The sequence below is a fragment of the Pseudomonas sp. ACN5 genome (assembly GCF_002303975.1).
Classification (GTDB): Bacteria; Pseudomonadota; Gammaproteobacteria; order Pseudomonadales; family Pseudomonadaceae; genus Aquipseudomonas; species Aquipseudomonas laurylsulfatiphila.
Genome location: NZ_MRCP01000002.1, coordinates 221,922 through 234,669, shown reverse-complemented (window position 1 = coordinate 234,669; position 12,748 = coordinate 221,922). Strand labels below are relative to the sequence as shown.

Below are 12,748 nucleotides of genomic sequence, written 5' to 3'. Positions count from 1 at the left end.
GGTTATGGGTGATCGGCACGACTATGTGGCCCTCGAGTGGGTCAAGGGCGAGATTGCCGAAACGCTGAAACAGGCTCATCACGCGATTGAAAACCTGCTCGATGACCCGCAGGCGACGCACGCGCTGGATGAATGCCTTGCGTGCATCCATCAGGTCCACGGCAGTTTGCAGATGGTCGAATTCTACGGTGCGGCGTTGCTCGCCGAAGAGATGGAACAACTGGCCATGGCCTTGCAGGGCAACCGTGTCAGCCATCGCGACGAGGCGTTGCACCTGTTGATGCAGGCCCTCGGGCAGTTGCCGATCTACCTGGACCGGGTGCAAGGTGCGCGCCGCGACTTGCCACTGGTGGTGTTGCCCCTGATCAACGACCTGCGCAGCGCCCGGGGCGAAAGCCTGCTGTCGGAAACCAGCCTGTTCAGCCCGCAATTACCCGAGTTGCCTGCACTGGACGCAGAAACGCTGGCGCAGCTTGAGCCGGCCGAATTGCCCAATGTGCTGCGCAAGCTGCGGCAGATGCTGCAAATGGCGTTGGTCGGGTTCCTGCGTGAGCAGGACAACGAAACCAACCTCGATTACCTGGCCAAGGTATTCGTCCGCCTCGAAGCACTGTGCGCCAATGCCCCCCTGAGCCCGCTATGGCAGGTGGCCTCGGCGCTGGTCGAAGGCATGCAGGGCGGTGCGATCGCCAACAGCCCGGCCTTGCGCAGCCTGTTCAAGGATGCCGACAAGGAGCTCAAGCGCCTGCTTGAAGAAGGCATGCGCGGCATCAATCAACCGGCGCCACCGGAGCTGCTCAAGAGTTTGCTGTTCTACATAGCCAAGGCCGAACATCCCACTGGGCAGATGCTGACCATGAAAGAACGCTACTCACTGGACGACGCGCTGCCCGACAGCGCGATGGTCGATGAAGAACGCGCGCGGCTGGCCGGCCCCGACCGTGACGCCATGCGCTCGGTGCTGGCAGCGCTGTGCGAAGAGCTGGTGCGGGTCAAGGAGCGCCTGGATCTGTTCGTGCGCAGTGACCGCCAGCACACCGCTGATCTCGACAGCCTGCTGGCACCGCTGCGGCAAATCGCCGACACCCTGGCGGTCCTGGGCTTCGGCCAGCCGCGCAAGGTGATCATCGATCAATTGGCAGTGGTGCTCAGCCTCGCCCAGGGCCAGCGCGAACCCAATGATGCGATCCTCATGGACGTTGCCGGGGCCCTGTTGTACGTCGAGGCGACGCTGGCCGGCATGGTCGGAACCGTGGAGCCGGAGAGCCAGGATGACAACCGCCTGCCGACCACCGACCTGACACAGATCCATCAGATCGTGATCAAGGAGGCCCGCATCTGTTTGCAGCAGGCCAAGGACATGATCGTCGACTACATCGACGCCGATTGGGACCGCCAGCATTTGCAGGCGCTGCCGGCCTTGCTGACCCAGGTACGCGGCGCGCTGGCGATGATTCCGTTGAGCCGGGCGGCGAGCCTGGTCGACACCTGCAATCACTTTATTCGCGAGCACCTGTTGCTCGAGCCGGGTCAGCCGGGCTGGCAGGAACTGGACAGTCTGGCCGACGTGATCACCAGCATCGAGTACTACCTCGAACGCCTCGGCGATGACCCGCAGGCGCAGGGTGAAAACCTGCTCGATGTCGCGGAAAAGAGCCTGGCGAACCTCGGGTTTTTCCCCAGTGAGCAGCAGGTGCCCGTGCTGGACGAAGTGCTCAACCCGAGCGAAGCGCAGGTCATGCAGAGGATGCAGGAGCTGGATGACCCGCAGATCGTCCAGACCCTGGCCGATGTGCTCGCCAGCCCGGTTTCGAGCCTGAACCCGCCCGCCCTGGACACCCCGGGCAGCCTGCTGCCGCCACCCCCGGGCGAAGAACCGGTGGACGAGGAACTGCGCGAGGTGTTCCTTGAAGAGACCGACGAAGTCCTGGAAATCCTGCGCGAGTATTTGCCGCGCTGGTCAGCCAATCCTGACAGCCGCTCGGCCCTGAGCGAACTGCGCCGCGCCTTTCATACCCTCAAGGGCAGTGGTCGCATGGTGCGTGCCCTGGTGCTGGGCGAGCTGGCCTGGGCCGTGGAGAACCTGCTTAACCGCGTACTGGAAAACAGTGTGGAACCGGGGGCTACGGTGCAGCAACTGATCGGCGATGTGCTGCATCTGCTGCCGGAGCTGGTGGCTGAATACGCCGCCAATGCCCAGCGTCAGCGCAACGATGTCGACCAGTTGGCCGCCCGCGCCCATGCCCTGGCCAAGGGCGACGAACCGGTGTCCGATGAGGATACACAGGATGTCGCGGCCCTCGACCCGCTGTTGCTGGAGATCTTCCGCAAAGAGGCGCAAACCCACTTGGGCAGCCTCAATCGCTTCCTTGATCAGGCCGCCGAGCACGTGCCGTTGCAGGCCAGCGACGAATTGCAGCGCGCCTTGCACACCCTCAAGGGCAGTGCCTATATGGCCGGTGTCTTGCCGATTGCCGAGCTGGCCGCGCCACTGGATCAACTGGCCCGGGAATACAAGGCGCACCTGATCGCGCTGGACCTGGACGAAGTGGAATTGCTGCTGGAGGCAGAAGGGCTGTTCCGCCTCGGTTTGCGCCAGCTCAAGTCCGATCCGCTGGCGGAAATTCCCGGCGCCCGGGGTTTGACCGAGCGAGCCAGAGCGCTGCTGGCCGAGCGCCTGGAAAACCTCCTGAACACTCCGAACACCGGGCTACGGATCAAGCGCGATCCGCAACTGATCAACAACTTCCTCGCCCAGGGCATGGACATCCTGCTGGACGCCGAGAGCCTGCTACAACGTTGGCAGCAACATCCCGGCGAACGCCAGGAGCTCAGCGCGCTGCTGGATGAATTGACCACCCTCGGCGAAGGCGCCCACCTGGCCGACCTGCACCCGGTGGATGAGCTGTGCGAGGCGTTGCTCGACCTCTACGGTGCCGTGGAAGAAAGCAGCCTGGCGGTCAGCGAGCGGTTTTTCCATGAGGCTCAGGGTGCCCACGAAGCGCTGATCAACATGCTCGACGAACTGGCCGCCGGTCAGGAAGTCAGCCCGCAGCCGCAACGGATCAGGGCCTTGCGCGAGCTGCTCGACGAGAGCCTCGACCCGTCGGCCATGGGCCTGATCCGCAGTGATGGCAGCCGCACCCTGAGCATCCGCGAATTGGGCGCAGCCACCGCCGATCTAGAGCACACGCTACCCCCTGCCCCTGTGGGAGCGAGCTCGCTCGCGATGGACTCAAATGCGCCGCGCTTATCCAATGACAACGCGTCATCGTTAACGCCCATCGCGAGCGAGCTCGCTCCTACAGGAGAGGGGCGCGAACTGGACGATGAAATCGTTGCGATCTTCCTTGAAGAAGCGGTGGATATCCTCGAAAGCGCCGGTCAGGCCCTGCAACGCTGGTTGCGTGACTCGGACAACGCCGCGCCGCTGTCGTCCCTGCAACGGGACTTGCACACCCTCAAAGGCGGCGCGCGCATGGCCGAGGTCGGGCCGGTTGGCGATCTGGCCCATGAACTGGAAAGCCTTTACGAAGGCCTGGTGGATCGTCGCTACGCCTACAGCGACTCATTGGCGGTGCTGTTGCAGCAGAGCCATGACCGCTTGGCGCAATACCTTGAACAGTTACAGCACAACCAGCCCCTGGGCGATTGCGCTGAGCTGATCGAGGCCATTCGCGTCTACCGGCAGGGCCACTCGGGTGCCGCCGAGGTCAGCGAACTGGCGGCCACCAATGACTCGGCCGCCCATGATCCGGAGTTGCTGGAGATCTTCCTCGAGGAAGGCTTCGACATCATCGAAAGCTCCGGTGCGGCGCTTGAGCGTTGGCAGGCCCAGCCTTCAAGTCGCCAGGAAGTGGAAACCCTGCTGCGCGACCTGCACACCCTCAAGGGCGGCGCGCGCATGGTGGAAATCGCCGCGATTGGCGACCTGGCCCATGAGCTGGAATTCCTCTACGAAGGCTTGTCCACCGGCGTGCTGCAACCGACGGCGCCGTTGTTCGCGCTGTTGCAACGCAGCCATGACCGCCTGGCGCAGATGCTCGACGCGGCCCGCGCCGGTGAGCCGATGCCGCCCGCCGACCGCTTGATCGATGCGATCAAGAACTTCAGCCACCCGGCCGTGCCCGAAGCGCCCGCGCCGGTTGTGTCGCCGGCCACGCCCAAGGCCGAGCCACTGACGCCGCCGTCCGATGTCGGCGCCGACATGGTCAAGGTCTCGGCGGAGCTGCTCGACGATCTGGTCAACCTGGCCGGTGAAACATCGATCTTCCGTGGTCGGATCGAACAGCAGGTCAACGATGCGCACATCGCCCTGAGCGAGATGGAAACCACCATCGAGCGCATGCGCGACCAGTTGCGCCGCCTCGATACCGAAACCCAGGGGCGGATCCTCAGCCGCCAGCAAGTCGACGCCGAACGCCTGGGCTATGAAGAGTTCGACCCGCTGGAAATGGACCGCCACTCTCAATTGCAGCAACTGTCCCGCGCGCTGTTCGAATCGGCCTCTGACTTGCTCGACCTCAAGGAAACCCTCGAACGACGCAATCACGACACGGAAAACCTGCTGCAACAGCAGGGCCGAATCAACACCGAGTTGCAGGAAGGGCTGATGCGCACGCGCATGGTGCCGTTCGAACGGATGCTCCCGCGTTTGCAGCGCATCGTCCGGCAGGTGTCCAGCGAACTGGGCAAGGACGTGGATTTCATCGTCGATAACGCCGAAGGCGAGATGGATCGCAACGTCCTCGAACGCATGGCCGCGCCGCTGGAACACATGCTGCGCAACGCCGTCGACCACGGCCTGGAGTCTGTCGAAGCGCGGCTGGCGGCGGGGAAACCGGCCAAGGGTAAAATCACCCTCGATCTGCTGCGTGAAGGCGGCGACATCATTTTCGACATTCGCGACGACGGCGCCGGTGTGCCGCTGGACGCGGTGCGACGCAAGGCGATCAAGCGCGGCCTGCTCGCCCCGGACAGCGTCATCAGTGATCACGACGTGTTGCAGTTCATCCTGCAACCGGGGTTTTCCACGGCCGAGAAAATCACCCAGATCTCCGGGCGCGGCGTCGGCATGGACGTGGTGCACGAAGAGGTGCGGCAACTGGGCGGCACCATGAGCATCGACTCGGTGCCCGGGCAGGGCGTGCATTTCCGCATTCGCCTGCCGTTCACCGTATCGGTCAACCGGGCGCTGATGGTGCAGTGCGGTGAGGACCAATACGCGATCCCGCTCAATACCATCGACGGCATCGTTCGCGTCCTGCCCAATGAGCTTGAAGGCTATTTCCGTTTCGATTCGCCCACCTACGAATACGCCGGGCAGCGTTACGAGCTGTGCTATCTGGGTGAGCTGCTGAAAACCATCCCGCGCCCGAAACTGTTGGGCCAGAGCCTGCCATTGCCGGTGCTGCTGGTGCAGTGCAACGAACGACACATCGCGGTGCTGGTGGACGCCATGGCCGGCACTCGCGAGATCGTGGTCAAGAGCCTGGGGCCGCAGTTTGCGGCGGTGCAAGGGGTGTCCGGGGCGACGATTCTCGGCGATGGCCGGGTGGTGCTGATTCTGGATCTGCTGGCGCCGATTCGCGCCATGCAGGCCCGCGTACCCCAGCGTCCCGCGGGGCAGGAGGTCGAGGTCGAACCGCATCGGCCGTTGCTGGTGATGGTGGTCGACGACTCGGTCACCGTGCGCAAGGTCACCAGCCGCTTGCTCGAACGCCACGGCATGAACGTGCTGACCGCCAAGGACGGGGTCGATGCCATGCTGCTGCTGGAAGAGCACATGCCCGACCTGATGCTGCTGGACATCGAGATGCCGCGCATGGACGGCTTCGAGGTCGCGACCCAGGTGCGCAACGACGAACGCCTGCAGCACCTGCCGATCATCATGATCACCTCCCGCACCGGGCAGAAGCACCGCGACCGCGCCATGGCTATCGGCGTCAACGACTACCTGGGCAAGCCGTACCAGGAATCGGTGCTGCTCGAAAGCATCGCCTTTTGGAGCAAGACCCATGCTTGAACACCGCACCAGCAACCTCACCGGCCTGCTGCTGCCGTTGGCCGACCGCAACCTGATCCTGCCCAACGTCGCCGTGGCCGAGCTGATCGACTATCAGCAACCGGGGACCTTCGATCTCGACACACCGCCGTGGTACCTGGGCCTGGTGACATGGCGCGAACGGCAGATACCGCTGCTGAGTTTCGAGTCGGCCTGCGGGCAGAAAACTGTCATTGGCGAGCGTGCGCGGATCGTCATTCTCAACGCTCTCGGCGGGCGACCGGAGCTGAAGTTCATCGCGCTGCTGGTGCAAGGGATTCCGCGCTCGTGCAAGCTCGACAGCCAGTTGAGTTATGTGGATGTGCCGTTGTGTGCGCTGGAGCAGGCGGCGGTGCAGGTGGCGGAACAGGTGGCGAAGGTGCCGGATTTGCTGGCGCTGGAGGCGCTGCTTGTGAATGCCGGGTTGGTCGACTGATTGCGGTTTTTGTATAGATTTTGCTGGCCTCTTCGCGAGCAAGCCCGCTCACACACTGGATTTGTGTTCGCCGCCGACCCAGTGTGGGAGCGGGCTTGCTCGCGAAGGCGTCAGTCCAGACAACCATTACCCTGAGCGTAACGATCAGCCACTCTGCTTGATTGATGCCCCCACCCAACACTCCTAATGTGACCCCCACGACAGCGAACCCGTGGAGTGGTCATGACAACAACAATATCCCCCGACTCGCGATGGACGCGGCGGCGCAGCGAAAAGCAGCGGCGTCTCGAGCTGGTGCGAGGTCTTGCCGACGGTGTGGTGTTGCCCACCGATAACATCGTCGCGGCGCTGGAGGCGTTGATCCTGCCGGGCGACCGCGTGGTGCTCGAAGGCAACAACCAGAAGCAGGCGGATTTCCTTTCACGTTCCCTGGCCAAGGCCGACCCCGCGAAGTTGCATGACCTGCACATGATCATGCCCAGCGTCGGGCGCTCCGAGCACCTGGACCTGTTCGAACGCGGTATCGCGCGCAAGCTCGACTTCTCTTTCGCCGGCACCCAAAGCCTGCGCATCAGCCAGTTGCTCGAAGACGGCCTGCTGGAAATCGGCGCGATCCACACCTACATCGAGCTCTACGCACGGCTGGTGGTGGACCTGATTCCCAACGTCGTGCTCTCGGCCGGCTTCATGGCCGACCGCGCCGGCAACATCTATACCGGGCCGAGCACCGAAGACACCCCGGCACTGATCGAACCGGCGGCCTTCAGCGACGGCATCGTCATCGTCCAGGTCAACCAGTTGGTGGACGATGTCAGCGACCTGCCGCGCGTCGACATTCCCGCCTCCTGGGTCGACTTCGTGGTGGTGGCCGACAAACCGTTCTACATCGAACCGCTGTTCACCCGCGATCCACGGCACATCAAGCCGGTGCACGTGCTGATGGCGATGATGGCGATTCGCGGCATCTACGAAAAACACAACGTGCAGTCCCTCAACCACGGCATCGGTTTCAACACCGCGGCCATCGAGCTGATCCTGCCGACCTACGGCGAATCCCTCGGCCTCAAAGGCAAGATCTGCCGCAACTGGACGCTCAATCCGCACCCGACCCTGATTCCGGCGATTGAAAGTGGCTGGGTCGAAAGCGTGCATTGCTTCGGCACCGAACTGGGGATGGAGAACTACATTGCAGCGCGGCCGGATGTGTTCTTTACCGGGCGCGACGGTTCCCTGCGTTCCAACCGGATGTTCAGCCAACTGGCCGGGCAATACGCCGTGGACCTGTTCATCGGCGCGACATTGCAGGTCGATGGCGACGGCCATTCCTCCACCGTGACCCGTGGGCGTCTGGCCGGTTTCGGCGGTGCGCCGAACATGGGCCACGACCCGCGCGGTCGTCGCCACGGTACACCCGCCTGGCTCGACATGCGCAACACCGACGTGGCCGAGCCGATGCTCGAGCGCGGCAAGAAACTCGTGGTGCAGATGGTCGAGACCTTCCAGGAGGGCGGCAAACCGACCTTCGTCGAAACCCTTGATGCCGTTGAGGTGGCGAAGAAAAGCGGCATGCCGCTGGCACCGATCATGGTCTACGGCGACGACGTCACCCATTTGTTGACCGAAGAAGGCATCGCCTACCTGTACAAGGCGCGCTCGCTGGAAGAACGCCAGGCGATGATCGCCGCCGTCGCCGGGGTGACCGCCATCGGTTTGCGCCACAACCCCAAAGACACCGCGCGCATGCGCCGCGAAGGCCTGATCGCTTTGCCCGAAGACCTCGGCATCCGTCGCACCGACGCCACCCGCGAACTGCTCGCGGCGAAAAGCGTGGCCGATCTGGTGGAGTGGTCCGGTGGCCTCTACAACCCGCCCGCCAAGTTCAGGAGCTGGTAATGCACGCATTCAACCTGCAACCCAAAACCCTGAGCCTGGCCGAACGGCTGGCGGACCTGGCGGTGGACGCGCTGATCGACGAGGCTGATCTGTCGCCGAAGCCGGCACTGGTCGACCGTCGTGGCAATGGCGCCCACAGCGATTTGCACCTGGGGCTGATGCACGATTCGGCGCTGTCCCTGTGGCCGGCCTTCAAGGCGATGGCCGATGCTGCGACAGCGTTCGGTGAGATCGGCTTGCCCCTGCGCGAAGCCGTCGGCCGCATCGGTCGCGAAGGCGAGCAAGCGATGCTCGACACCACGGGCGGCGTGAATACTCATCGCGGGGCGATCTGGGCCTTGGGCCTGTTGGTGACGGCCGCTGCGCTGGACCCTGAGTCCACGGCTGCAAGCAGCGTATCGATTCGTGCGGCGCGCCTGGCTCTGCTCGACGACCGTTACGCGCCGCGCCCGCTCAGTCATGGCGCTCAAGTCGCCCAACGCTACGGCGCACGGGGCGCCCGTGAGGAGGCACAACTCGGTTTTCCGGCAGTGACCCAACGCGCTCTGCCACAACTCTTGCGCAGTCGTGCAGCCGGTCATGGCGAGCAGCACGCCCGGCTCGATGCGCTGCTGGCGATCATGACGAATCTGGCCGACACCTGCGTGCTTTACCGCGCCGGGGAACAAGGCCTGAACACCATGCAACGGGGCGCCCAAGCGGTGCTCGATGCGGGTGGCAGTTCCAGCCTCGCCGGACGTCGCCGCCTGCATGAGCTGGACCAACAACTCATCGCGTTGAATGCCTCGCCCGGCGGCGCTGCCGACCTGCTCGCAGCCTGCCTGTTCATCGACCGCATCGAGTCGGGCGACAGCCTCAAACAGGGAGCTTTCTGATGGAAACCTTATCTTTTGAATTCCTCGCCGGGCAGCCGCCACGTGGCCGCACCCTGGTGGGTTGTGTCGGCTCGGGCGATCTGGAAGTGCTGATCGAACCGGGTCAGGCCGGCAAGCTGACGATCAACGTGCAGACCTCGGTCAATGGCAGCGAACAACGCTGGCGGCATCTGTTCGCACGGATGTTCGACGGCCAGACGCCACCGGCGATGGACATCGACATCCACGATTTCGGCGCGACCCCCGGCGTGGTGCGCCTGCGTCTGGAACAGGGTTTCGAGGAGATCGGCCATGACTGACAGCGCATCCCTGCTGAACAAGCACAGCTTCGTCGAACTCGGTGCGCGGCAACGGGCCAAGGCCCTGCTCGACGCCGGCACCTTCCGCGAACTGCTCGATCCCTTTCAACGGATCATGTCGCCATGGCTGTCGCGCCAGGGCGTGGTGCCGCAAGCCGACGACGGCGTGGTGATCGTCAAGGGCAACCTTGATGGGTTGCCGGTGGTGATCGCCGCCATTGAAGGCGCGTTCCAGGGCGGCAGCCTCGGTGAAGTCGGCGGGGCAAAAATCGCCGGTGCGCTGGAACTGGCCGCCGAAGACAACCGCAACGGCATCCCGACCCGCGCCGTGCTGCTGCTGGAAACCGGCGGCGTACGTTTGCAGGAAGCCAACCTAGGCCTGGCGGCGATTGCTGACATCCACGCGGCGATTGTCGATTTGCAGCAGTACCAACCCGTGGTCGGAGTCGTGGCGGGCAGCGTCGGTTGCTTTGGCGGCATGTCGATTGCTGCCGGGTTGTGCAGCTACCTGTTGGTGACCCAGGAAGCGCGACTGGGTCTGAATGGGCCGCAGGTGATTGAACAGGAGGCCGGGCTTGAAGAGTACGACTCCCGCGACCGGCCCTTCATCTGGAGCCTGACCGGTGGCGAACAGCGCTTCGCCAGTGGTCTGGTGGATCGCTATGTGGCCGACGACGTGGCGCAGATTCGCCAGCAGGTGGGTGAGTTGCTCCAGCAAGGTTTGCAGGCGCAATCACGCAGTCGTCAGGCCGAACTGTTCCTGCAACGCCTGGCACGCCTGGACGCCGAACCGCAAATCGAGCCGTCCGTGGTTCGCGATCTGTACCAAGGAGAACGCCCATGAGCTCGTATTCCCTGCGTGGTTTGAACTGGTTCAACGCCTTGAGTGCCGGGGCGAAAGCGGTCGAAGGCTTGCCGGCTTCGCTGAAGGTCGCGGACGGTGCGCTGGGCGATCAGCCTGTGCGTTTCATCGCAGTGGTGGCCGACCCGGAAAACCGCTTCGTCCGTGCACGCAATGGCGAAGTGGGGTTGCTCGAAGGCTGGGGCCTGGCCAAGGCCGTGGATGAAGTCATCGCCGCCGATCAGAGCAAGGCCCGCAAACGCGCCCTGATCGCCATCGTCGACGTGCCGAGCCAGGCTTACGGTCGCCGCGAAGAAGCCCTCGGCATTCATCAGGCGCTGGCCGCAGCGGCGGGCAGTTACGCCCGTGCCCGCCTGGCCGGTCATGCGGTGATCGGTTTGCTGGTGGGCAAGGCAATGTCCGGGGCGTTCCTGGCCCACGGCTATCAGGCCAATCGCTTGGTCGCCCTGCGCGATCCGGGGGTGATGGTGCATGCCATGGGCAAGGCGTCGGCGGCGCGGGTGACCTTGCGCAGTGTCGAAGAACTCGAAGCCCTGGCGGCCAGCGTGCCGCCGATGGCCTATGACATCGACAGCTATGCCAGCCTCGGGCTGCTGTGGGAAACCTTGTCGGTGGAACAGATCGAGCAGCCGACTGCGGCGGATCTGGCGCGGGTGACCGAGTGCCTGGGTCAGGCGATGGGCGATATCGCCGAGAAGGGGGCAGATCTCAGCGGTCGTCTCGGTGCGGCCAATCGTGCGGCGTCGAGCAAGGTTCGCCAATTGCTGAGGGCACAGTGGTGAGTGCGCTTCTGGCTCACGACCTGCTGTGGGGCATGACCCCGCGGCAGGTGTCTGCGGATGCCCCGACCTGGGTGATCGACTCGATCAGTGCCGGCCAGCCGGTGGTGGTCCGTCGCGCCTTGAGCGCGGCGGGGCAGGTGGCGGTGGGTGTGCGCGGACCGTTGCGCGAGCAGCGGTTTGCGACACAGATGGAAGTCGCCGCCATCACACGGCGGGTGCGGCCGGAAGAACTTTGCCATGTTCAAGGCCTGCGTGACTTCCCGGCGCTGCGTGCCTTGGCGCAACTGCGTTCGCACCTTGATGAGAGTGGCTGGGTCTGGGGTGTCAGTGGCAGTGCCGGGTTTGAGTTGGCCAGCGGGTTTGCCGCGCTGCACGAGGGCAGCGATCTCGATCTGATCCTGCGTACACCGCGTCCGTTGAGTCGTGCCGATGCGCAGGCGCTGGTGGCCGTTCTCGACACGGCCGTGTGCCGTGTGGACCTGCAGTTGCAGACACCCTTGGGCGCCGTTGCCTTGCGCGAATGGGCCGGCACTGCGTCGCGGGTCCTGCTGAAAAATGCCACTCAGGCCCGTCTGGTCACTGACCCGTGGCATCCACAGGAGCAGGCAGCGTGAGCAGCTTGCTGGTGTTCCCCGGCCAAGGTGCGCAGCAACCCGGCATGCTGGCGCGTTTGCCTCGGGAAACGTTGAACGAGGCGAGCGATTGGCTCGGTGAAGACGTGACGCAGCTGGATTCTGCCGAAGCACTGCGGTCGACGAGGGCGGTTCAGCTTTGCCTGCTGATCGCTGGCGTCGCCGCTTCACGCCAGCTGGCCATGGCCCCGGACTACGTGGCCGGCTTGTCGATCGGCGCTTATCCGGCGGCAGTGGTGGCGGGTGCCTTGGGTTTCAGCGATGCACTGCACCTGGTCAGCCTGCGCGGTGAGCTGATGCAGCAGGCTTATCCACAGGGTTACGGCATGACCGCGATCATCGGTCTGGACCTGGCCAAAGTGGAAGGATTACTGGCTCTGGTGCACAGCGTAGAAATGCCGGTTTATCTGGCCAATATCAACGCCGATAACCAGGTAGTGATTGCCGGCAGCGATGCAGCGATGAAAGCGGTGGCGGAGTTGGCGAAAGGTTGCGGAGCTGGCCTGGTCAAGCGTCTGGCAGTGAGCGTGCCATCCCACTGCCCATTACTTGAAGCACCCGCGCAACAGTTGGCCGAAGCCTTCGCCAAGGTGCCGCTGCAAACCCCGAAGGTGGGCTATCTGAGCGGCAGCCGTGCGCGTCCGCTGATCAAGCCTGAAGCCTTGCGTGACGACCTGGCGTTCAACATGTGCCGCATCGTCGACTGGCGCGGCACGGTACAAAGCGCCTACGAGCGCGGCGTACGTCTACAGATCGAACTGCCGCCCGGTGCGGTACTGACCGGGCTGGCGCGCCGGGTGTTCGAGCAGGGCACCGTGATTGCCTTCGACGGTGCGCGGCTCGATACCTTGCAGGCGCTGATGCGTGAGGAGGGAAGCCGCCACTCCTGAAACTCAGGCTTCGAACAACAAAAACAACATTCGAAA

At 64.2% G+C, this 12,748-nt stretch carries 9 protein-coding genes; all 9 read left to right on the top strand.

Annotated features, from left to right (window positions below):
• Positions 1-4 precede the first annotated feature (4 nt).
• The 9 genes from BSF40_RS04190 (at position 5) to mdcH (ending at position 12,712) form a co-directional block, all read left to right on the top strand.
• Positions 5-6,025, top strand: coding sequence for an Hpt domain-containing protein (locus tag BSF40_RS04190; protein ID WP_095964195.1), 6,021 nt, complete (start codon positions 5-7; stop codon positions 6,023-6,025).
• On the top strand, positions 6,018-6,479 hold the full coding sequence (locus BSF40_RS04185) for a chemotaxis protein CheW (protein WP_095964194.1): 462 nt from the start codon (positions 6,018-6,020) through the stop codon (positions 6,477-6,479). Before BSF40_RS04190 ends, BSF40_RS04185 begins: the two co-directional genes overlap by 8 nt.
• Before the next feature lie 222 nt (positions 6,480-6,701).
• Positions 6,702-8,372 carry a malonate decarboxylase subunit alpha gene (gene mdcA / locus BSF40_RS04180; RefSeq protein ID WP_095964193.1) on the top strand — a complete coding sequence of 557 codons (1,671 nt, stop codon included), beginning with the start codon at positions 6,702-6,704 and terminating at the stop codon, positions 8,370-8,372.
• On the top strand, positions 8,372-9,247 hold the full coding sequence (locus BSF40_RS04175) for a triphosphoribosyl-dephospho-CoA synthase (protein ID WP_095964192.1): 876 nt from the start codon (positions 8,372-8,374) through the stop codon (positions 9,245-9,247). The genes mdcA and BSF40_RS04175 overlap by 1 nt, the downstream gene beginning before the upstream one ends.
• Positions 9,247-9,546, top strand: a complete 300-nt coding sequence (locus BSF40_RS04170; RefSeq protein ID WP_095964191.1) for a malonate decarboxylase subunit delta — start codon at positions 9,247-9,249, stop codon at positions 9,544-9,546. The genes BSF40_RS04175 and BSF40_RS04170 overlap by 1 nt, the downstream gene beginning before the upstream one ends.
• On the top strand, positions 9,539-10,390 hold the full coding sequence (locus BSF40_RS04165) for a biotin-independent malonate decarboxylase subunit beta (protein ID WP_095964190.1): 852 nt from the start codon (positions 9,539-9,541) through the stop codon (positions 10,388-10,390). The genes BSF40_RS04170 and BSF40_RS04165 overlap by 8 nt, the downstream gene beginning before the upstream one ends.
• Positions 10,387-11,190, top strand: coding sequence for a biotin-independent malonate decarboxylase subunit gamma (gene mdcE / locus BSF40_RS04160; RefSeq protein ID WP_095964189.1), 804 nt, complete (start codon positions 10,387-10,389; stop codon positions 11,188-11,190). Before BSF40_RS04165 ends, mdcE begins: the two co-directional genes overlap by 4 nt.
• Complete coding sequence (locus tag BSF40_RS04155) at positions 11,184-11,804, top strand: malonate decarboxylase holo-ACP synthase (protein WP_095964188.1); 621 nt, start codon at positions 11,184-11,186, stop codon at positions 11,802-11,804. Before mdcE ends, BSF40_RS04155 begins: the two co-directional genes overlap by 7 nt.
• On the top strand, positions 11,801-12,712 hold the full coding sequence (gene mdcH, locus BSF40_RS04150) for a malonate decarboxylase subunit epsilon (protein ID WP_095964187.1): 912 nt from the start codon (positions 11,801-11,803) through the stop codon (positions 12,710-12,712). Before BSF40_RS04155 ends, mdcH begins: the two co-directional genes overlap by 4 nt.
• Positions 12,713-12,748 lie beyond the last annotated feature (36 nt).